This window comes from Bradyrhizobium hereditatis, assembly GCF_020329435.1.
GTDB lineage: Bacteria > Pseudomonadota > Alphaproteobacteria > Rhizobiales > Xanthobacteraceae > Bradyrhizobium > Bradyrhizobium hereditatis.
Genome location: NZ_JAGKJK010000019.1, coordinates 138,954 through 158,471, shown reverse-complemented (window position 1 = coordinate 158,471; position 19,518 = coordinate 138,954). Strand labels below are relative to the sequence as shown.

Sequence of the window (19,518 nt, the reverse complement as noted above, 5' to 3'; positions counted from 1 at the left end):
GGTGGTGGGGGTGGCGGCGGGGGTGCTTCGGCCGCGAATGGCTCTCGCAGCGGCGGTCCCGGCGGCTCTCGCGGCGGCGCGGGATCAGCACCAGGCTACGGTGGTGGTGAGGACGATAAATGGAGGAGAGGCAGCAGGTCCTAATCAGTGGAGCTGCTGCGCGTCGTCCTCGTTGTAGTCCCAACCGCGTTCAAGCACCTTTCGCAGGGCGGCTCGCTGAAGCGTGCCGACCTCCTACCGAGGAACATGAAATCAAAGGTCGGACGCAACTGACGATCGCGCTGCGCGCGTTCGACGTCGATACACATGATGTAGTCGCGCGCCCAGGAAACCGGTGTTCAATCCGCGAGCCGCGGAACATCATCAGCATGTTGCGGCCCCCTAAACTCGCGGATAGTCGACGATCGTGCGCTCACAGCTTGGCCTGAATCGACAGGAGTGCCTAGAACAACCAGTCAAGGAACCGCTCAAGCCAGTTAGGCAGATCAGGGCGGTGAGGCGGTCTTCCGCCTTCCCCACCGCTGCCGGAGCGTGCAATCGCATCGGAATTCATTGAAGTTGATAGTAACAGGGTCACAGCGGGAGGCGTCACAACGGCAAATCTGCCGCATGCCGCCAGAAACTTCCGCCTGTCAGCATCGAGCTCCATCTCTGCCTTGAGAATTGGTTCATCAGTGTTTTTGTTCATGGCTTGGGATCCATTCAATTCGACCGACGGTGTCAGTTCCCTATCCACTTCCAATTTACTCGATTTAAATTTTCAGATTAAATAATGTCAACCTCGCCGCGAAGAATATTTGACGCACCGTTGTGGAGCCCTGCTTGGCATTCGGACCAGATCTAACGGAACCCAGGCCTGAAAACCCGATTTTGCTGCGTCCAGCCGCGGACGCCTCGTTTGCGTTAATTGATGATCGACCGGTCCTGTTCAGCGAGAAAAACCAGCAGATCTATGAACTAAATCAGATCAGTGCTTTCGTGTGGTGCAAACTTCTTGACCAAAATAAACTCGAAACGATTGCTGATGAACTAAGCGAGCTTGGGCTCGACCGCGACCAGGCGCGCAATGTTCTCGGTCAAGCCTTGCAACAATGGCTGGATTTGGAACTGGTAGAAATGGAATGGAGGCTTCCATTTGCCAGCGCGCTTCAGACCCGGTTAGCGGAGCGAGCGATCAGCATTAAAGCCTCCAATGAAGCATTGATCAAATCTCTTAAGCCGCTCTTTTGCGACTTAAACTCGGGAGGCGATCAAGCAGACATCACAATTGAAGTTGTAGAAGTCGGCGACGAGGTTCTCTTCCGTAATTGCAGGAAGAGCATCACAAAGTGTCCCACCACGAGTTTGGCTCCCGCGATCAAGGCCGACCTCACTGAGCGCATTATTCTGCAGAATCAGCGTGATTTCGCGCTGCATGCTGCTTCGCTTGTTTTTGGCGATAAGGGACTGCTCTTATGCGGGCAGCCAGGCGCCGGTAAATCGACCCTCGCACTCCAGTTAGTCGGCAAGGAATACCGATATTGCGGCGATGACGTCGTTATGATTTCTCCAAACGGTCTCGTGCAAGGGCTTCTCTTCGCGCCAACCATCAAGCCGGGCACATGGCAGGCGGTTTCGAAAACTCGCGACGACTTGAAATCTGCCACTGCCCATGATCGCGCGGACGGCATACGGGTCCGGTATCTGCCCGTAGCAGATGTGCATAAGGGAAGCTTCCAGGTCCAGTGGATTATCTTTCTCAATAGGATTGACGGGACATCGGCCAAACTGACGCCCCTTGGACAAATTGAATCCATGCAGCGAGTGATCAGCGGATCTTTTGCTGCCAACGGCAAACTATCTCTAGCGGGGTTTGCAGCGCTGAAGAAAATAATCGGTGGGGCCGGATTGTTTGAGCTGACCTATGGGGAGGCTGCTGACGCAGGGCGTAAGCTGAGAGGTCTTTGTCATGGCTTTTCCTAGCAGCACTCTGGTCAGGCTCTGCCAATGTCTCGGAGGCAAAGCGCCCAGCAACCTGGATTGGATGGCCGTGTTGGAACTGGCCAACAATACGCTAACGACCCCCCTCTTGATCGATCTGGTTGATCAACCTGATCAATCAGTTCCCGAGGATGTAAAGGCTTTCATTCGAGAGATCTACCGGCGAAACGCGCTTCGGAACGAGTTCCTGAGGGCTCAATTGGAAGAGGCGGTGGCGGCGCTCAACGAACGGGATGTGATACCGGTGCTGCTAAAGGGCTCAGCAATCCTCGCAACAGCTACTCCTGAACGCCGCGCAACCCGAATCATGGCTGATCTCGACATATTGGTCGATCCCGATCAGGTTGAGACAGCCTTGCAAGCTCTCGCCGGCCTCGATTATCAGTCCCATTTTCGAGCGCCGCCGGAGAGCAAGAAGCAGTACAGCGACCTTAAACGACCGCGCGACGTTGGTATGATAGACCTACATCAGGAAGCGCCTGGTCCCGATTACTTCTATCGTCCTGCGGGCAAATTGCTTGCGCATTGCACGCCCATATCGGTTGGCCGCGGGACCGCTTATCTTCCGACCACGACTTTTCAAGCTTTCATGCTGATCATTCACGACCAGTTTCAAGATAATGATTACTGGCTCGGCGAACTAGATGTGCGACATCTGGTCGAGCTGAGAGATCTGGCTAACTCGTCGGAAGGAATAGACTGGAACCGCATGATGTCATTTGCTCCGAGCCGTTTGGCGCGAAATGCCATCGCGAAGCAGCTGGTCGCCCTGGCGGAATTATTTGGAGTTGACGTACCCGTTGACCTTCGCAAGGGGTCCATTCCACGGCTTCAGTTCAGGAGGTTATTGCTGCAGTCCCGTTTTCCCCTTGCACGTTGGCCTCTCCTCTTGGTTGCGCTTCTTGACTACGGAAATTACAGGAGAGAGCTGGGAGCAGAATATCAGACCGATACCCGAAGGAATGCAACCCTGACATTGCCACGAGCCCGTACGCTGCGGCATCTCTTTGGACTCGTTGGCAATCACCGCATCGGGAAAGTCTAGCCGAGGGCGTTGGAATTACCGCTCGTATCCGAGCTGCCGGGCCGAGCGAGAAAAGACAGGCCGGGGCTGACGGGCCATTTCATCTGGGGCTCGAAACGTCATCTGCTGCGACGAAACCATCAAGCTCCAGGGCCAATGCATCTTGCCAGTTCGGCATGACCACACCGAACTCGTCCCTGAGGCGAGACAGGTCGAGGCGCGAGTTGCTTGGTCGCTTCGCCTTTGTCGGAAAATCCGCGGTTGCGATTGGAACGACGGTTTCGACTTCAAGCTTGAAGCCGCGGTATCTCAGCCCTTCGACAATGGCACTTGCAAACTCGTGCCAGCTAGTTTCCCCAGCGCAAACGAGGTTGACCACGCCCCCCCTTCGCGCGAACAGATCGTTCAAGTTCGCGAGGTTCGGCAGCACGATGTCGGCAATGGCTTTCGCGATCGCTCGAGCCGCCGTTGGCGCTCCGATTTGATCCGCGACGATGCGCAGTTCCTTGCGCTCGGAAGCCAGGCGCGCGATGGTACGGAGGAAATTGCTACCCTTGGCAGCATACACCCACGACGTGCGCGCGATCAGATGCGGCCCATTGGCCGCCATGATTGCAATGTCCCCTGCAAGCTTGCTTGCGCCATAGACGGAGATTGGGCCCGTGGGGCTGTCCTCGCGACGCGGCGCATCACCGGAGCCGTCAAAAACGTAATCTGTTGAGAAGTGAACGAGCGGCACGCGGTTCTTGGCTGCCCATTGTGCGATGACCTCGGGCCCTTTGGCATTAACGAGGAACGCAAGCTCGCGCTGCTCCTCGGCGCGATCAACGGCGGTATAGGCGGCCGGATTTACGATGAGATCGGGCCTGAAATCCTTAAGCCGGTCCGTTAATGTTTCCGGCTTGGATAGGTCGAATTCGGAAGACGAAGGCGCTATAATTGCCCCTTGGGCAGCTAACAAGGGGCGCAACGCGCCGCCGACCTGGCCGCTCACTCCCGTCAACAAGATCCGCATCAGACTTGTCCATACATCGGCAGATTCTTGACGTCTTTCAGCAGTGGGGCGTCGGCATCTTTGGCCGAAAGCGAGGGAGCTTCAATGCCCCAATCTATACCGATCGCGGGGTCGTCCCAGCGGATCGAGACTTCATCCTTGGGGCTGTAAAGATCGTCACACTTGTAGAAGAAATCTGCGGTCTCGGATAGAACGACAAAGCCGTGTGCGAAGCCACGAGGAACCCACAATTGGCGGCGGTTCTCCTCGCTCAATTCTACGGCAACATGGCGTCCGAAACGCGGACTCCCCACCCGTACATCCACCGCCACATCCAGCACCCGGCCGCGCAATGCCGTAACGAGCTTACCTTGGGTGAAGGGGTTCTGCAGGTGTAACCCCCGCAACACTCCATGGCTGGAGCGGGACATGTTGTCCTGCACGAATGGACGGCTAATGCCGTACTCGGCATAGCGTGGCAATTGGTAGGTTTCCAGAAAGAAGCCGCGTTGGTCGCCAAACAGCCTGGGCTCCAGGACCAGGACTTCGGGAAGCGCTGTCGCAATGACGTTCATCTGGCCCCGACTGAGCAACATTTCACGTTAGCCAAATACCAAATTTATCCAGCCCGCACCATTTAATGTTTGCATTTAATATGGGTATATTTAATATCCTAAATTAATGTACTTCGCTTGAAAAACGCGTGAGGGCTGATGAAGGGCATTATTCTCGCCGGAGGTACGGGTTCCCGCCTCTATCCGGTTACGACAGTTGTTTCGAAACAACTGTTACCGGTCTTCGACAAGCCAATGATCTATTACCCTCTCTCGACCCTCATGTTGGGCGGAATCCAAGACATCCTGATCATCTCTACCCCTCAGGACAAGCCGCTATTCGAGCGTCTCCTGGGCGACGGCTCACAGCTCGGATTGCGTTTTTCCTACCTCACGCAGGCGTCTCCACGCGGGATAGCGGATGCCTTTATCGTCGGTCGCGACTTCGTCGGCAATGATCCTGTTGCGCTGGTGCTTGGTGACAACATCTTCTACGGCAACGGCCTGGCTGAGCTGCTCTTGAACGTGACTGCCCGCAAGAAGGGCGCGACCGTCTTCGGTTATGTCGTCAAGACGCCAGAGCAATATGGCGTCATTGAACTCGACGGTAGCGGCCGTGCGCTCTCGATTGAGGAAAAGCCGAAGCAGCCAAAGTCCAATTTGGCCGTCACAGGACTATATTTCTACGACAACGACGTTCTGAAGATTGCAGCCGAACTAAAGCCATCGGCGCGCGGCGAACTCGAGATCACTGACGTCAACAAGGCTTATATGGAACGCGGCGACCTCTACGTGCAGCCGCTCGGCCGCGGTTTTGCGTGGCTCGACACCGGGACGCATTCCTCTCTCGTCGATGCCAGCAACTTCGTCCAGGTCCTAGAGCAACGTCAGGGCCTGCGCATTGCCTGCCCGGAAGAAATCTCGCTGCGGCAGGGCTACATCTCGCTCGAAGCTTTTGAAGCCTTGGCCCGGAAGACCGAAAAAAGCAGTTATGGCGAGTATCTGAAATCTATAGCCGTTTCCTTCAAACGATAGATATCGGCCGCAGAGGTACAAGGATCATGCGTTTTAAGGGCTGTACCACTTTCGTTACGGGAGGCGCGGGCTTTATTGGATCCGCAGTCGTGCGGCATCTGCTGCATGACAGCTACGCAAACGTCGTCAACATCGACAAGCTGACTTATGCAGCGAACCTCGATTCGCTCCCCGGCGCGGCCGCAAACATGAAATACGCCTTCGAGAAGCAGTGCATCTGCGATGGGCTGGGCCTCCGCCGCTTGTTCGAGAAGTATCAGCCAGATGCGGTGATGAATCTAGCTGCCGAGAGCCATGTCGATCGATCGATCGATGGGCCCGGCGAATTCATTCAGACCAACGTCGTCGGCACTTTCACAATCTTGCAGGAATCTTTGCGCCACTGGCGTTCGCTCTCAGGCGAGAAGCGTAAACGTTTCCGCTTCTTGCATATTTCGACGGACGAGGTGTTCGGTTCACTCGGGGACGACGGGTTCTTCGTGGAGACGACGGCCTATTCGCCGAATTCTCCTTACTCCGCGAGCAAGGCATCCTCCGACCATCTGGTGCGCGCATGGCATCACACGTACGAACTTCCGACGATGATTACCAACTGCTCGAACAACTACGGCCCCTATCATTTCCCCGAAAAGCTGATCCCGCACATGATCATCAGAGGATTGGCGGGCGAGTCTATGCCCGTCTATGGCGATGGGAAGAACATCCGCGACTGGCTCTATGTCGAGGATCACGCAAAGGCGCTAAGTCTGGTCCTCGAACATGGCATCGTTGGCGAGACCTATAATGTCGGCGGCCGTAACGAGCGCACCAATCTGCACGTGGTCGAGCGAATCTGCGACCTTCTCGACGAGATCAGCCCCAGTCCGAATGGTCCCCACCGAAATCTCATAAACTTCGTTACCGACCGTCCTGGCCATGATCGCCGCTATGCAATTGATGCCTCCAAGCTCGAGCGTGAGCTAGGCTGGCGTGCGGAAGAGAATTTCGAAACCGGGATACGTAAGACGGTGCGCTGGTACGTCGACAATCAACCATGGTGGCGGGCAATCGCAGAGCGAGGGTACACGACGAAGCGGATCGGATTAAATAGGTAAGCGGCGTACTCCTCAAGTCGACACCGCCTACTCGCACTAGAGCGCAAGATGCCTCGGCCATCGACCGACTAGGAGGCAAGCGGCCCGAAACGAGAGCAGGGTCGTCTGCGTTGGCGGCGAGGCGCTAAGTCCGCCTTTCCTTGGGCTACAATCAGAATCTATCCCCAGTTTAAGAAAATGTGGTGCCCGCCGAACCCGGTTTGATTTAGTACGTTAGACTTCTTTCAGTGCGCGTCTGTATTTGGTGGTCGTGCCGTCCTTTGATCTCGCATGGGGCCCGTCTTCCCATGGGCGGGGAGCGCGAAGGGTTCGTAAAGGCCCGGGGATAGCTGAAGAGGTACCAATGACAGTAATCCGGCTGATTTTGATTGTTGTCACGAGTTCCTTTTTCACGCTCGCCGCTGAGGCCAGATGCTTTTGCCAATGTGTGGAAGGGCGCCTGCTGCCGCGATGCACAACCAGCACCGAAGTTCCGCCCGCATGCCCCTTATCGGTCTGCGAAATGACTCCGCCGTCCATCTCACCGCCGATGCAGATGCCACCCGTCGGCGGCTCCCAATGCTCGCAGCGTCAGGTCCTGAATCCCGCAACTAGGCAGTACGAGTCGCGTGTCGTTTGCAACTGAAGCAACTTTCCGGCGCGCCCGAAAAGAGGTCTGAAATCAGCGCCACGGAGCCGATTTAACTCCTGCGTCCGTATCAAGCTTAACACACGAATTCCGTTGCTCTCGATCATCGAGCGGATAGCGTGAACGGCGCGGGGATAATTACCCCATCGACTCAACGTGGCGAGGCCGTCGGGTGAGCCTATCGTCAGTTTCGTCTGCCGCTCGACGACTTCGTTAGCGTATGAGACCGCCAACAGAACTGCGCGGAGACGGCTCGATGTTTAGCGCAATTGGCTCCTCTGAAACGCGAAGCTTGAAGCCGGCAGGCGCGGAATTCTGGCATCTTTGGACCGTGGTATTTCCCAGGCGATCCATCACTGGTCGCCTCGTGCGCGGGCGCGTTTGGCGTCGACATGACGGCCGCCGTTGGCAATACAAGGAATTTCTCGAGTATGATGAGGATGGAGAATGATACCCAGTCCTCCCAAAGATCGCCGAGCAGCTGGCAGGACCGATGTCGGGAGAGGCGCGCTGCTGTTCTTCAAGGGGCAGCCCGGCGCGCGCGGCTGCTACGTAGTTGATATCTCCGACTGCGGAGCAAAACTGCGGACGCACAATCTATCGGTACTGCCGACCACCTTCGGGCTTACCTTTGACAATTTCGAGACTATTCGCAGGTGCCGCTTGGTTTGGCGAGATGGCGATTTGTTCGGCCTCGCGTTCGATATTAAGAACTAGTCTTCATCGCATTCAAACGAGCGGCGCGTCTAACTCGGTGAGCCCCTGGTTTGCGAGCTTGAATTAGGAAGCCTTCGGCAGATCTGTTCGCTATGCGGCTACTTGCGGCCCGCGTAAGGCGGAACGGCGCGCAGCGCGACTGGGCGTGGAAATCCGGAAGCGACACAGTCCGATGGCGAGACTTAATACGTTCTATTTAGAACGACGCTCCGGCAAGTGCAGCACGGTCGGTTTTAATCCAGCGGCCCGGTCATTGAACTGCACTGCTCGTGTTACTCGTGCTGCCGACCGATTGCTGCGCGTAGTCCTACGTCTTCGCAGCAGCGGTCTATTCAAAGGAAACAGCAAGCTGGCGACTTTTGCCCGCAAGCAAAGAAGCTCGTCGTACTGAACCAGCAAATCATTTTCAACTTGACGGAGCATTTCAATGATACCGGCGCGCTCTAACATCACTCAACCCTCGCGCAACAAAAAATTAAATTCAATATAACTCGGAACCATGGAAGCTTCGTCGAGTTTCGTGGCTAACGCCCCCTTCTGAGAACGAACTATGGCGATCTAGCCACGAATTGTCCTCACAAAATTCTCAGATCGATTTTACTGTGATTTGAGATGAAAAACAATATCTGGACAATTAAATAACGAATAAATCACGGAAGGCGGCGCATGAGCACTCTTGATGGAGATAGCCATGAAACGACTGGAACTCGAACAACTGAGTACTGATGACCTATGGTTGTTGCACGTTGAAGTTTCCCAATTGTTGCAACGACGAATCCAGACGGAAAAACAGCGGCTGGAAGAGCGTTTGAAGCTGCTGGACGCGCCCGTATCAGGGCGTCGGCAGTACCCGCCGGTACCCCCTAAATATCGCAATCCTGATCGACCATCCGAGACTTGGGCCGGACGAGGCAAACAGCCGCGCTGGCTGGTCGCACAATTGCGCTCGGGTAAGCGGATCGACGATTTCAGAATTAAAAAGACGGCCACTAAAGGATAGGTCGCCGCCCGAAACGACCCGCTCTTCGACATAAACGCAGCGTTTGTCGATGGTTCGAACCAAGCTGCCTTGCCCGAGATGCACAGGATGTACAGGGCATTTGTTGGTTTATTTTGGTCTTTTGTCGTCTCCAGCATCGATAAAGGCGATTCCTGCAGGAAACCGAACCAACCGACGTGTATTTCAGTGGCTGCCGAGTTGGCGATTATCGGTTGGCTTCTTGATAGGCCTTCAATAGCGGCGCCAACGCGTCCTGCCCTACGGATAACCGGCTAGCAGGGTGTGGCGCTGACGTACGCGGGATCTCGACGGGCAACATAAGTCCGGCCGGCTTGACCGAGTTGCTAAGGTCCACGCGACGGAGTTGCTAAAGTTTCATTTCGTGAACGTAGAAAACTTCATAAAGCGAAGCTAATCTATCTTGGCGCTTCAAAAAGAATGAGCCCTAAGAACGCGTGGCACGACAATTGCCTGCGAGAAGCAATGACTCTAGGCGGCCTTTTTCATTGCGTAAGGGAGTATTTCAGTGGCAAAGTCTTTTGAAAATTCTGAGCAGCTTCTTTTGCAGATCTCAATTGATCTTCAAAACCGAATGGCCGAGATCCGGACACTTAGAGAGGCAATACGCTCCGCGGAGGCGACGCAGCGCGGTCAAGCGCCGATCCGCCGCGCAATCGCTGCGCAGCGCTCAGCAAATGAGTTACACCTCTGAACTAAGCAAGTCTCTGCCGGCCCGAGATCGTTGCATCGCTGATTGAGTATCGGCTACCTGCGCTCAAGCTTGGCCTTTTTGCCTTCAGCTTCACGCTGAGGGCATCCTGCATCAGTTCCCAACCGCGAGTTCGAGGTCATGGCGATAGCGGGGCGGCGGGAATAGCGGCGTTGGTAGACGCGGATGCACACATCGAATCCCGGCGCCAAAACTCGTGCTAGCTTCACAGCCTCCCGATGTGACCAATGATGCCGGACAATCTTGCGATGCTGGCCGCTTCAGATCTATGGCGCTAGGCTGTCCTTTTAAGGGTCTCGTGGAGGCTATTATGTTACAAGGTATACTTTGGGTATTCGATGATCCCATCTCTGATCTTCTGCTGGCGGGCATATTTGTCTTAGCTGCCCTGCAGCATCGCCAAATGAGGCTCTTGCAGCAGAGAACGAACCAGCTTGCGTTTCAGTTGAGCGAGCTAAATGCACTCATTAGAACCACTCCCGCTGCCTCACATCGCGCTGAGGTACCTCACGGCTACGAATTGCTTACGAACAAGGTCATCAAGCGCTGGATCAATGAAGGCCCAGCAGGAACTTGATCCGCAGGGAGCTAATTGTGTGGCAGCCGGGCTCAGTGGGGCGCGCGCCCCCCAGGGTATTGCAAGTAACGTTAGCTACGCGCAACTGCATTTTCCAATCCGGCTAAGCAGGGTTCGGCGATCGTCGATCGGCAGCGGATCGAGAGCCTCATAGCCGACGGCGCCGTAACGATGATCGACGATCGGCTTCGATCAGCGACGGTGCAGAATTTCTGGTTCGCAGCGTCGGATCTGCATTCGATGCCCACCTTGCTAATTCCGCAGCGACACACAGTCGCGCGGTTTGATCAAGATTACTTCGCCGCGAGAGACGACGCCTTCTCCACGTACCCGTTGCGGGTCTGCGGGATCTTTGTGTCGAGAATTCTGGAGGCCACCAACGTCCTCAGCACCTGCGCCGTACCGCCGGCAATCGTGAACATGCGGGCGTCGCGGACCATGCGCTCGAGCGGGTAGTCTCGCGAATAGCCCCTGGCGCCGAACAGTTGCAGCGCCTGGTTCGTGACATTGTTGGCCGTCTCGGAGGCGATGATTTTCGCCTGCGCTGCAAGAAGCGGATCAGGAAAGGGATCGGCGCTGAGAGCCGCCTGATGAAGCGAGAGTCTTGCTGCGTTGAGCGCTATCGCCATGTCGGCAAGCATCCACTGCAGTCCCTGAAATTCAGCGATCGGGCGTCCGAACTGTTTGCGTTCCTTGACGAAGGCCACCGCTTTTTCAAATGCACCCTGCGCTAGTCCGAGCGCGACTGTTCCCGCGCCCACCCGCTGGCTGTTGTAGGCATCGATGAGGTCCGCAAAGCCGCGCCGCAGCCCGCGCGGCGGCAGCACCAGCATGTCCTCTTGGACCTCCAGATTGTCGAAGATGATCTCCGTTTCGGGAATGCCGCGCAGGCCCATCGCAGGTTCACGCTTGCCGATAATCAGGCCTGGTGTGCCCTTGAGCGCCAGAAAGCCGCCGATCCCCTGCTCTTCGCCCCGCTCGTCGAATACGCGGGCAAAGATCAGATGCAGCTTAGAGATCCCACCGCCGGTGATCCAGTGCTTCTTGCCCCGGATAACGTAGGTGTTGCCGCGCTTGTCGGCGCGCGTCGTCATCTCCGTCGCCGCCGATCCGGCCTCCGGCTCCGTGATGCAGATCGCGGGCTTGTCGCCCGAAAGAACCAGATCGGCCGCGAGCCGCTTCTGCTTCTCGGTGCCGTATCGCATGACCGCGGAAATGGCGCCCATGTTGGCTTCGACTGTGATACGACCCGTTGCGCCACAGACCCGCGCCATTTCTTCAATGATCAGGGCTGCCTCGAAATAGCTGCCGCCCCGGCCGCCGTAGGACTTTGGAATCGTGTAGCCCATGAAGCCCGCGGCTTTGAGAGCAGCCACGTTGTCAAAAGGATAGGCCTCAGTACGATCGACCTCCGCTGCCTTCGGCGCGAATTCGGCTTCGGCCAATTCACGCGCTGCGCTGCGGAGCTTCAGTTGCACGGGTGACAGTTTCATATCCATCGAGGTCTTCCTCCCGGGAGAGCGCGCTCTTTTCGATCATTCGGCTTCGAGGCACGCAAAAAAGCAACCGAATAATTTATGATCCCAACTTCGCATAAAGTCGCGCCACGATCATTCCAAAGGCTTCGCCAGCGAGTATCTTGGTTTGCGGTCCAGCCTTTCTTCGGCGGCGCAGCGCGCGGACCAGGCATGTCCTTCCGGCTTTGCGCATCTCGCGCGAACCTGACATGAAGCAGAATCGACACTGGAGACCTTCGAGATGTCCAATTCGAGAACGCCGCTCGCCGACCGCTTTGGTGCCGACGCCGCCGACATCGAATTCGGCAACGACGCCCCGTCGACCCATCGTCAGTTGGCGGCGCGCGGCTCGGTCCGAAAATTCCGACCCGACACCGTTCCATATTCGATCCTGCGGCGGCTGTGCGCGCTGGCGCTATGCGCGCCTACCAAGAGCGACCTGCAGCAGCGCGACATCATCATCATCGATGCGCCATCACTGAAATCGCAGATCGCAGCACGCCTAATAGACGGTCCACTCGGCCAGAAATGGCTTGCGGACATCCCGAATCTTCTCATCTTTTGCGGTAACAATCGGCGGCAGCGCCAGATCCACACATTGCGCGACAGGCATTTCGCCAATGATCATCTCGACGCCTTCTTCAACGCCGCGGTCGATGCGGCGATAGCCCTGTCCGCATTCGTGATCGCGGCCGAGGCTGAAGGCTTGGGTGTCTGTCCGATCAGCGCGGTGCGCAATCACGCGGACACGCTGTCGCAGCTCTTGGAACTTCCTGATCATGTTTTTCCGGTAGCCGGTCTCGCGGTGGGCTATCCTGCCGAAACGCCACAGCTCAGCATACGGCTCCCGCTGTCTGTGACCGTCCATCGCAACGCATTCGAAGAAGATGGTCTCGATGCTGCCATCGAGGCTTACGATCGGCGCCGCGAGGCGGCCCAGCCTTATACGGCGCAGCGCTATGTGAGGGAGTTCGGACTGGCCGAAACCTATGGCTGGTCGGAAGACAAGGCGCGGCAATATGCTCGCCCCGAGCGCGCAGATTTCGGTGCCTATGTGAGACGCATCGGCTTCAATCTGGACTGATTGATGACGGCAATTGCGCGAGACCGCCAGCGGCCCACGTCAGTTGAACAGATGAATTAGGCCAATGCTGATTGCAAGCAGGAGCATGAGCGACAGCGTCACGGCCGCCGTCACCCTGCTCCCCACACTGGCAAGCACCCTAACGTCGACGCCGAGGCCGAGCGCGGCCATCGACACGACTGTGAGAAAGCCGGTAATTGTGGTCAGCGGGCCGATCACTGTTGCGGGTACGACATCGAGCGAACGCAGGGCCGCGAGCGCCAGAAAGCCGAGGATGAACCAGGGCACGAGCCGGAAGAAGCCTACCGTGCTCTTACCGCCGGTGCCGCCATGTAACCGCGGGGCGAGCAGCGAAAGTCCCACCACGATCGGCCCCAACATCAAGACACGCATCAACTTCACCAATGTACCGATCTGCGTGCTCACGAGCCCCGCAGGTACGGTAGCGGCAAGCACTTGCGGAACGGCGTAGACGGTAAGACCGGCGAGAATTCCATATTGCGTTGCCGATAACTGCAGGAGCGGAATAAGCAGCGGCAGTCCCAGCACCATCACCACGCCAAGTATCGCAGTAAACGAGATCGATGACGCGATTTCGTCGCTATCGGCCCCGATGACCGGCGCGACTGCGGCAATCGCCGAATTGCCGCAGATGGAATTGCCGCAGGCGATCAGGATCGATAGCCGCGTCGACAGGCCAAGCATACGGCTGAGCCCGAAACTGAGGCCCAAGGTCGCGATGACAACGGCGGCAATCGCACCAAGTAACGCAATGCCGGACGCCATGATCGCGGCAAAGCTGATGGATGCGCCGAGCAACATCACAGCCACCTCAAGCAGCTGCTTGGCGCTGAAGGCAATGCCGACCTGCCAGCGCTCGGACGGCTTCCAGAAGCTGCGCACGGCCATGCCGAGCAGGATCGCCAGTACCAACGCCTCCACATAGGGGTGAGCGAACAGGCGCCGCTCCACAGTTTCCAGAGCAGCCGAGACGCCGGCAATGGCGATGGCGATGACGACGCCTGGAATGAGCGCTGCAAGACGGGTCACGCTGGTCGCCGGTCTATTGCCGGGAGCGGAAGATTCCTCGTCTTGCGGCAACGAATTTCTCCTGAGGGAGAAAAATTTATGCGCCACAACGCGTTAATTGGGTAATATATTTTCGATCTGGCCCGATAGAGGGAAGTTATGACTTTGAACCTGCACCTGCTGCGCCTGTTCACCACGGTGGTCAAAGCCGGAAGCTTCTCCCGCGCGGCCGAGGCGCTCCACATTAGTCAGCCGGCGATCTCGAAGGGCGTGCGGGACTTCGAGCTTCAGGTCGGCTGCCGGCTGCTCGACCGGACGCCGAAGGGCGTGCGGCCAACGCGAGAGGGCCAGGCGCTGGTACGGCATGCGGAGGCGCTGTTTGCGGCCGAACGCGCGGCTGAGGACGAATTGCTGTCGCTGCGCAATCTCGATAGCGGCTCGCTACGCATCGGCGCCTCCACCACGATCGCGACCTACATGATATCGGGCTATCTCGGGGCGTTTCACCGAACGTATCCGGGAATCGACCTGCATCTTGTCATTGCCAACACCAGGGACATCGCCGATCTCATGCTGGCGCATGATATCGAGATCGCACTGGTCGAGGGCCCAGTCGAAGATGATGGGCTTGAAAGTCATGCCTGGCGCACCGACGTGATGAGCCTGATCGTCGAGGCGAAGCACCGCTTCGCGGCCGCGGGACGCGGGATCGAGGGCGCCGCGCTCCGCGACGAGACCCTGATCGTGCGGGAGCCTGGCTCCGGATCGCGCGAGGTTGTGGCGCAGGCGCTGGCGACCGCAGGAATCGAGCCACGACGCACCCTGGAAATTGGCAGCACCGAGGCGATCAAGCAGGCGGTAGCCGCCGGTCTCGGCGTCGCCATTGTCTCCAGTGCCACGATTTCCGATCAGGTCACGCTTGGGAAGCTCAAGGTTGTGCAGATGCGCGACCTGCAGATCGAGCGCACGCTGTGGCAGCTGAAAGTTCCTGGGCGAATAGAAATCCCTGCGGCGATCGCATTCGAGCGGATCATCTGGCAGGACAAGCCAATCGCCGAGGTGGCCTAGAAGATCTAGCGTCTCCTAGAAGATGAGCGCCTTGGCAAAGGCGGCGACGCGGCTGAAGCCGTCAAAAACGCCCGGCTCGAAGAAGGCTGCGCGGGCGAGCACGATGGCCCCGACCAGTGACCAGAACAGGCCGGTGCCCGTCCACAACAGATATTTGGACGCGCGCGAGACCTGCCTCGCCTCCCCTTCGGGAGCCAAGCGCTCGCCAAACGGCTCATATCGCAAGCGGTCCATTTCGCAGCCAATCCGTTGATATCAGGGACAAATGTCGTCCTTTCAGAGGGCTGGCGCAATGGAAGCGATTTGCCTTTTCAGACCATGGAAGGGAAGCAAATTTCCGTGGGAAGCGGTTGCGGAATGACCTTTTTCTTTGCCGGCGTGGAGCCCGCTGCCGCCCTTGGTGCGGGTAGATCCCACGCTTCGGAAAGACGACTACAAGCAGGTCGTGATGCCGCCATCGACATACAGCGTATGCCCGTTGACAAAAGACGAAGCGTCGCCGGACAGAAAAACGGCGGCGCCAATCAATTCGTCCACATTGCCCCAGCGGCCGGCAGGGGTCCGCTTTTCCAGCCATGCCGAAAAGCTGACATCGTCAACCAGCGCCTGGTTCAACGGCGTCTTGAAATAGCCCGGCGCGATCGCATTGACCTGAAGGCCGTGCTTCGCCCAGTCGGCGCACATGCCGCGGGTCAGGTTCTTGATCGCGCCCTTGGTCGCGGTGTAAGGCGCAATGCCCGGCCGGGCCAATTCACTCTGGACCGAGGCGATGTTGATGATCTTGCCCCTGCCGCGCGGGATCATGTGTTTGGCAACAGCCTGACCGACGTAGAAAGCACTCGAGACATTGGTCCTGAGCAACAGCTCCCACTTCTCGGCGGGAAAGTCTTCCAGCGGCGTGCGAAACTGCATGCCGGCGTTGTTGACGAGAATATCGATCGCGCCGATCGTACGCTCGATCGTGGCAACACCCTCGCGAACATCCTCGGCGAGCGTCACGTCGAAAGCGGCGACCGCAACCGTGTGCCCGGCTGCAGTCAGCCTCGCTGCAGCGACGTCAAGCTTGCTGCGCTCGCGCCCGTTCAGGATCACGGAGGCGCCATGCTCGGCGAGCCCTCGCGCAATGGCGAGACCGATCCCTTGAGAAGATCCTGTGACGAGGGCCCGTTTGCGAGCGAGGTTGAACAGCTCAAATGCCACGGCGGGAAATTCTCCATGCATGCGGTGTGCAGCAAGCGGATCGAAATGACGCAGAGGTACGTACACCACGCCCGAGCCAGAATGGCAACTAATCGCTTGAAGGACCACGCCTTTGGCTCTCGCTGCAGGATGAGTTCACGACCTTGCAGGCCTCCTTAGTGCTCGCGCTTACTTGCTTGACTCTTTTCCTGGCGGGCTGCGATGGGACGTCGGAGAAAGATCCGCTAAATTTTCTGGGCGCGCCAAGCGCGCGCCAGGCCCTCGCTCGAGCACTATGGCAGCAGCGCTCCCCCCGTTCCTTTACACTTTAAAACAAGAGTCGTGCGTGGAGCCCGCTATCTTGGTGGCGACTTCTGCTGATCTTTCCTGTTGGTTTCCGGCATCTTGTCCCTGCCCTGATCGGCATTATCGTCACGGCCGCCCGAGGTAGAGGTGCCGCTGCCGCTTGGATTATTGGACGACCTGCCGGTTGTCGCCGGGTCCGCACGCGGATTGGCGGAGCTGGCGGCAGGATCTCCCGAGACCGAGCCACGACCCGACGGATTTCCCTGCGCAAGGGCGTTGGCTCCGGACAGCAACAATACCATCGCGCATACGAATGCAAATTTCATGAGGACTCGTCCTTCTATAGCAGCGGTACAACCGGCCGCCGCAGACCGAGTTCCGATGATGGCTTCGTTTGTTCGTTGCTCCTACCGCCAAGCAGTTCGTCAGGCCACCACCCTCTCTTACTGATAAAAACGCCGCTACCAAGCCGTGAGGAACCTGGACAGCGGCCTTCGTATGCCGCCGGTACGTCCGCATCGACCGTGGGCCGCCAACCGCGACTTGGTTGATGGTTCCGTTCGAGGACACACCGCCCTCGGGCGGAATACCGCAGTACAGGTGGCGGGCATTTGAGGCGGACAGATCCTCGCCTAGCTGAGGCCGCGCCAAGGTACCGGCGCGAGCTGCCCGAGATACTGGCGATGAAGGCAAGACCACTTTCGAGTAGCCAGACGTTGGTGATGTCAGAACCGTCAGAACCGCTTCCGTCCGCATTCCGGCGCCAGATCCCGAGATTGGAACCTTCAACGTCACGCAACATTGATCCGCCGGGGTGCACTTTCCAAACGGGCTCACAGGAGAACTCATGGCAAAACGGGCGAAGAAAAAGAAATCAACTGCGCGTCGCAGCAGCCGACAGCAGAAGAAATTGAGCGATCTCTTCCATGAGACGCTGAAGGATATCTACTTCACCGAAAACAAGATCATCAAGACATTGCCGAAGATGGCCAAGGCAGCGCATTCCAAGGAGCTCGCTGCAGCATTCAACAAGCACCTCCGGGAAACCCAGGGGCAGGTCAAACGGCTTGATCAGGTCTTCCGCATGATCGGAAAGCCGGCACGCGGAAAACCATGCGAGGCGATCAACGGCATCGCCGACGAGGGTGCGGAAATCATGAAGGAGTTTCGTGGAATGCCTGCCCTCGACGCAGGGCTTGTCGCTGCCGCGCAGGCAGTCGAGCACTACGAAATCTCGCGATACGGCACCCTTCGTACCTGGGCCGAACAACTCGGCATGAACGATGCCGCAAGCCTTCTTCAGGAGACATTAAATGAGGAGGAGGCAACCGACCATGCCTTGACCGAGCTTGCGACGTCCGTGATCAATCTCGAAGCTGAAGAGGAAAAGGAAGAGGAGTACGCCTGACCTCTGCTCGATCGCGTTGCTCCACGGGACGGCGCGCGAGGTGCCATGGCTCCTGTAAGGTCGTGACGTCGTGACCTGGTGGCCTTACAGGAGATGTCACGGGTCAGCAGTCGCCGTCGATGCCCCGGCCTTGATTGTGTCAGTGGCTACGCTTGACTAGTTGGCGGGACGCTTCGCGAAGGCGAGGCCGACCCCAAGCGCGACCATTGCCGCCCCCGACGCCTCCCGCAGGCGACGAATCAGTGCAGGACGCGCGGCTGCGCCTTCTCGGATGCCGCTCGCCGCAAAGGCGACCACGACGTCGGCGAGGGTGTTGAGCACGACCGAAACAGAGCCAAGCACCACGAATTGCAGAGCGACATGGCCTGCGGTTGGATCAACGAATTGCGGTATGAAGGCCAGGAAGAAGCCAGCCGTCTTGGGATTCAACGCCTCGACCAGCGCTCCCTCGCGAAACGCGCGGCGTGCCCCGATCGGCTTTGCCGTGGATTCACCATTCAACGCTGACAAGGCGTCACGGCGGGCGGACAGGAATGTACGAAGCCCGAGCCAGACCAGATACGCAGCGCCGATCACCTTCAACATGGTGAATAGCTCTGCACTCGCGAGCACGATGGCAGAAACACCCAGGCTCCCGGCGAGGACATGAACCCAGCCGCCCACCCCGGTGCCAAAGCTGGAGGCCACGCCTTCCGCGCGACCACCTGCCAGCGTCCGCGCGGCGACGTAGAATATGCCCGGGCCAGGTGTGACGGCGAGAACGAGAGCAGCAGCGAAGTAAAGTGCGAGCTGAGTAAGATCTGGCATGATCAACCATCCATAGCATCACAGGCCCCTAGCGCGCCAGCGCCGCGGCCAACCGGGAACCATCAATAACATCCTTGATTGAGGATGCCTTGCTCGCTTCACCGCTAGGATATCGATCGCCGGCACCAGTCCGCCACCGGCGAATGATCACCACAGCGTCTGCGCGGCCCGCTCTGGCCATTCCCTGTCGTATTTCTCGCCGCCGACCGTGTTCTCGCTCATATCAGCGAGAATTGCCCCTGGCGTCGGCAGCGTCTTGGGATCGACCCGCTTGTCGGGATTCCAGAGATCGGAGCGCACGATTGCGCGCGCACACTGGAAGTACAATTCTTCGATCTTCATCACGATGACCGTTCGCGGCGCCTTTCCTTCCATCGCGAAGGAGGTGAGCAGGTCAGCATCGGCGGAGAGATGAGCGCGGCCATTGACGCGCAGCGTCGTGCCGGAGCCAGGGATGAGGAACAGCAGTGCAACGCGGGGATCGCGCACGATGTTACGCAGGGAATCGACGCGGTTGTTGCCGCGGCGGTCCGGCATCATCAGCGTCGTTTCATCATGGATGCGCACGAAGCCGGCGAGGTCGCCACGTGGCGAGCAGTCCAGCCCCTCCGGCCCGCAGGTCGCCAAGGCCGCAAAGGGCGACTTCTCGATCAGCACGCGGTAGGGTGGTGTGACGCGGTCAGCGACCTTCACCGTCGAGGCGTCATTCGGAAAGCCGTAGAGCGCCTCCAGTTGCTCGATCTTCGAAATCACCGTCATCCACTTGCTCCAGAAATGCGCCGGATCT

18 protein-coding genes are annotated in these 19,518 nt (G+C 58.1%); 8 read left to right on the top strand and 10 right to left on the bottom strand.

Features of this window, described 5'->3' with window-relative positions; all coding sequences use genetic code 11:
* Positions 1-442 precede the first annotated feature (442 nt).
* Entirely contained in the window at positions 443-688 is a 246-nt protein-coding gene (locus J6524_RS31900) for a hypothetical protein (RefSeq protein WP_225677864.1), read from the bottom strand.
* 134 nt (positions 689-822) lie between these two features.
* Here J6524_RS31900 and J6524_RS31895 point away from each other — a divergent pair, with 134 nt between their 5' ends.
* Positions 823-1,962: a PqqD family peptide modification chaperone gene (locus J6524_RS31895; protein ID WP_225677860.1), complete on the top strand. Its 1,140-nt coding sequence runs from the start codon at positions 823-825 to the stop codon at positions 1,960-1,962.
* Positions 1,949-3,025, top strand: a complete 1,077-nt coding sequence (locus J6524_RS31890; protein ID WP_225677859.1) for a nucleotidyltransferase family protein — start codon at positions 1,949-1,951, stop codon at positions 3,023-3,025. Before J6524_RS31895 ends, J6524_RS31890 begins: the two co-directional genes overlap by 14 nt.
* Before the next feature lie 79 nt (positions 3,026-3,104).
* On the opposite strand, the gene rfbD is transcribed toward J6524_RS31890, so the two are convergent.
* Positions 3,105-4,019 carry a dTDP-4-dehydrorhamnose reductase gene (rfbD, locus tag J6524_RS31885; protein ID WP_225677858.1) on the bottom strand — a complete coding sequence of 305 codons (915 nt, stop codon included), beginning with the start codon at positions 4,017-4,019 and terminating at the stop codon, positions 3,105-3,107.
* Entirely contained in the window at positions 4,019-4,573 is a 555-nt protein-coding gene (rfbC, locus tag J6524_RS31880; protein WP_225677857.1) for a dTDP-4-dehydrorhamnose 3,5-epimerase, read from the bottom strand. Before rfbC ends, rfbD begins: the two co-directional genes overlap by 1 nt.
* 138 nt (positions 4,574-4,711) lie before the next feature.
* Here rfbC and rfbA point away from each other — a divergent pair, with 138 nt between their 5' ends.
* From rfbA to J6524_RS31865, 3 genes are all read left to right on the top strand, one after another.
* Positions 4,712-5,587, top strand: coding sequence for a glucose-1-phosphate thymidylyltransferase RfbA (rfbA, locus tag J6524_RS31875; protein WP_225677856.1), 876 nt, complete (start codon positions 4,712-4,714; stop codon positions 5,585-5,587).
* Between the two features lie 26 nt (positions 5,588-5,613).
* A complete protein-coding gene (rfbB, locus tag J6524_RS31870) occupies positions 5,614-6,681 on the top strand; it encodes a dTDP-glucose 4,6-dehydratase (RefSeq protein ID WP_225677855.1) in 1,068 nt (355 codons plus the stop codon).
* 2,036 nt (positions 6,682-8,717) lie between these two features.
* On the top strand, positions 8,718-9,026 hold the full coding sequence (locus tag J6524_RS31865) for an H-NS histone family protein (protein WP_225677854.1): 309 nt from the start codon (positions 8,718-8,720) through the stop codon (positions 9,024-9,026).
* A 1,600-nt stretch (positions 9,027-10,626) separates the two neighbouring features.
* Here the strand turns inward: J6524_RS31865 and acdA are convergent.
* Entirely contained in the window at positions 10,627-11,832 is a 1,206-nt protein-coding gene (gene acdA, locus J6524_RS31860; RefSeq protein WP_225677853.1) for a 3-sulfinopropanoyl-CoA desulfinase, read from the bottom strand.
* Positions 11,833-12,091: 259 nt separating this feature from the next.
* On the opposite strand from acdA, the gene J6524_RS31855 reads away from it, so the two are divergent.
* Entirely contained in the window at positions 12,092-12,934 is an 843-nt protein-coding gene (locus tag J6524_RS31855) for a nitroreductase family protein (RefSeq protein ID WP_225677852.1), read from the top strand.
* Positions 12,935-12,973: 39 nt separating this feature from the next.
* Here J6524_RS31855 and J6524_RS31850 read toward each other — a convergent pair whose 3' ends face one another.
* The gene (locus J6524_RS31850; RefSeq protein ID WP_225677851.1) at positions 12,974-14,035 is read right to left on the bottom strand and encodes a YeiH family protein; all 1,062 of its coding nucleotides are present in this window, start codon (positions 14,033-14,035) and stop codon (positions 12,974-12,976) included.
* Between the two features lie 87 nt (positions 14,036-14,122).
* On the opposite strand from J6524_RS31850, the gene J6524_RS31845 reads away from it, so the two are divergent.
* Positions 14,123-15,031: a LysR substrate-binding domain-containing protein gene (locus J6524_RS31845; RefSeq protein ID WP_225677850.1), complete on the top strand. Its 909-nt coding sequence runs from the start codon at positions 14,123-14,125 to the stop codon at positions 15,029-15,031.
* Between the two features lie 15 nt (positions 15,032-15,046).
* Here the strand turns inward: J6524_RS31845 and J6524_RS31840 are convergent, their stop codons facing one another.
* The 3 genes from J6524_RS31840 to J6524_RS31830 form a co-directional block, all read right to left on the bottom strand.
* Positions 15,047-15,265 (bottom strand): hypothetical protein, encoded by a 219-nt coding sequence (locus J6524_RS31840; RefSeq protein WP_225677849.1) that lies wholly within the window; start codon positions 15,263-15,265, stop codon positions 15,047-15,049.
* 198 nt (positions 15,266-15,463) lie between these two features.
* Positions 15,464-16,231: an SDR family oxidoreductase gene (locus J6524_RS31835; RefSeq protein WP_225677848.1), complete on the bottom strand. Its 768-nt coding sequence runs from the start codon at positions 16,229-16,231 to the stop codon at positions 15,464-15,466.
* A gap of 335 nt (positions 16,232-16,566) precedes the next feature.
* Positions 16,567-16,842 (bottom strand): hypothetical protein, encoded by a 276-nt coding sequence (locus tag J6524_RS31830; RefSeq protein ID WP_225677847.1) that lies wholly within the window; start codon positions 16,840-16,842, stop codon positions 16,567-16,569.
* Positions 16,843-17,363: 521 nt separating this feature from the next.
* Here J6524_RS31830 and J6524_RS31825 point away from each other — a divergent pair.
* Positions 17,364-17,924 carry a YciE/YciF ferroxidase family protein gene (locus tag J6524_RS31825; RefSeq protein WP_225677846.1) on the top strand — a complete coding sequence of 187 codons (561 nt, stop codon included), beginning with the start codon at positions 17,364-17,366 and terminating at the stop codon, positions 17,922-17,924.
* Between the two features lie 156 nt (positions 17,925-18,080).
* Here the strand turns inward: J6524_RS31825 and J6524_RS31820 are convergent, their stop codons facing one another.
* Both J6524_RS31820 and J6524_RS31815 read right to left on the bottom strand, forming a co-directional pair.
* Positions 18,081-18,731, bottom strand: a complete 651-nt coding sequence (locus J6524_RS31820) for a LysE family translocator (RefSeq protein ID WP_225677845.1) — start codon at positions 18,729-18,731, stop codon at positions 18,081-18,083.
* A gap of 147 nt (positions 18,732-18,878) precedes the next feature.
* On the bottom strand, positions 18,879-19,490 hold the full coding sequence (locus J6524_RS31815) for a pyridoxamine 5'-phosphate oxidase family protein (protein ID WP_225677844.1): 612 nt from the start codon (positions 19,488-19,490) through the stop codon (positions 18,879-18,881).
* Between the last annotated feature and the right edge of the window lie 28 nt (positions 19,491-19,518).

Bases quoted from the DNA above. Each gene is read 5' to 3' on its own strand.
- J6524_RS31900 (WP_225677864.1), bottom strand. From the start codon at position 688: ATGAACAAAAACACTGATGAACCAATTCTCAAGGCAGAGATGGAGCTC.
- J6524_RS31890 (WP_225677859.1), top strand. From the start codon at position 1,949: ATGGCTTTTCCTAGCAGCACTCTGGTCAGGCTCTGCCAATGTCTCGGA.
- rfbD (WP_225677858.1), bottom strand. From the start codon at position 4,019: ATGCGGATCTTGTTGACGGGAGTGAGCGGCCAGGTCGGCGGCGCGTTG.
- rfbC (WP_225677857.1), bottom strand. From the start codon at position 4,573: ATGAACGTCATTGCGACAGCGCTTCCCGAAGTCCTGGTCCTGGAGCCC.
- rfbA (WP_225677856.1), top strand. From the start codon at position 4,712: ATGAAGGGCATTATTCTCGCCGGAGGTACGGGTTCCCGCCTCTATCCG.
- rfbB (WP_225677855.1), top strand. From the start codon at position 5,614: ATGCGTTTTAAGGGCTGTACCACTTTCGTTACGGGAGGCGCGGGCTTT.
- J6524_RS31865 (WP_225677854.1), top strand. From the start codon at position 8,718: ATGAAACGACTGGAACTCGAACAACTGAGTACTGATGACCTATGGTTG.
- acdA (WP_225677853.1), bottom strand. From the start codon at position 11,832: ATGGATATGAAACTGTCACCCGTGCAACTGAAGCTCCGCAGCGCAGCG.
- J6524_RS31855 (WP_225677852.1), top strand. From the start codon at position 12,092: ATGTCCAATTCGAGAACGCCGCTCGCCGACCGCTTTGGTGCCGACGCC.
- J6524_RS31845 (WP_225677850.1), top strand. From the start codon at position 14,123: ATGACTTTGAACCTGCACCTGCTGCGCCTGTTCACCACGGTGGTCAAA.
- J6524_RS31840 (WP_225677849.1), bottom strand. From the start codon at position 15,265: ATGGACCGCTTGCGATATGAGCCGTTTGGCGAGCGCTTGGCTCCCGAA.
- J6524_RS31830 (WP_225677847.1), bottom strand. From the start codon at position 16,842: ATGAAATTTGCATTCGTATGCGCGATGGTATTGTTGCTGTCCGGAGCC.
- J6524_RS31825 (WP_225677846.1), top strand. From the start codon at position 17,364: ATGGCAAAACGGGCGAAGAAAAAGAAATCAACTGCGCGTCGCAGCAGC.
- J6524_RS31820 (WP_225677845.1), bottom strand. From the start codon at position 18,731: ATGCCAGATCTTACTCAGCTCGCACTTTACTTCGCTGCTGCTCTCGTT.
- J6524_RS31815 (WP_225677844.1), bottom strand. From the start codon at position 19,490: ATGACGGTGATTTCGAAGATCGAGCAACTGGAGGCGCTCTACGGCTTT.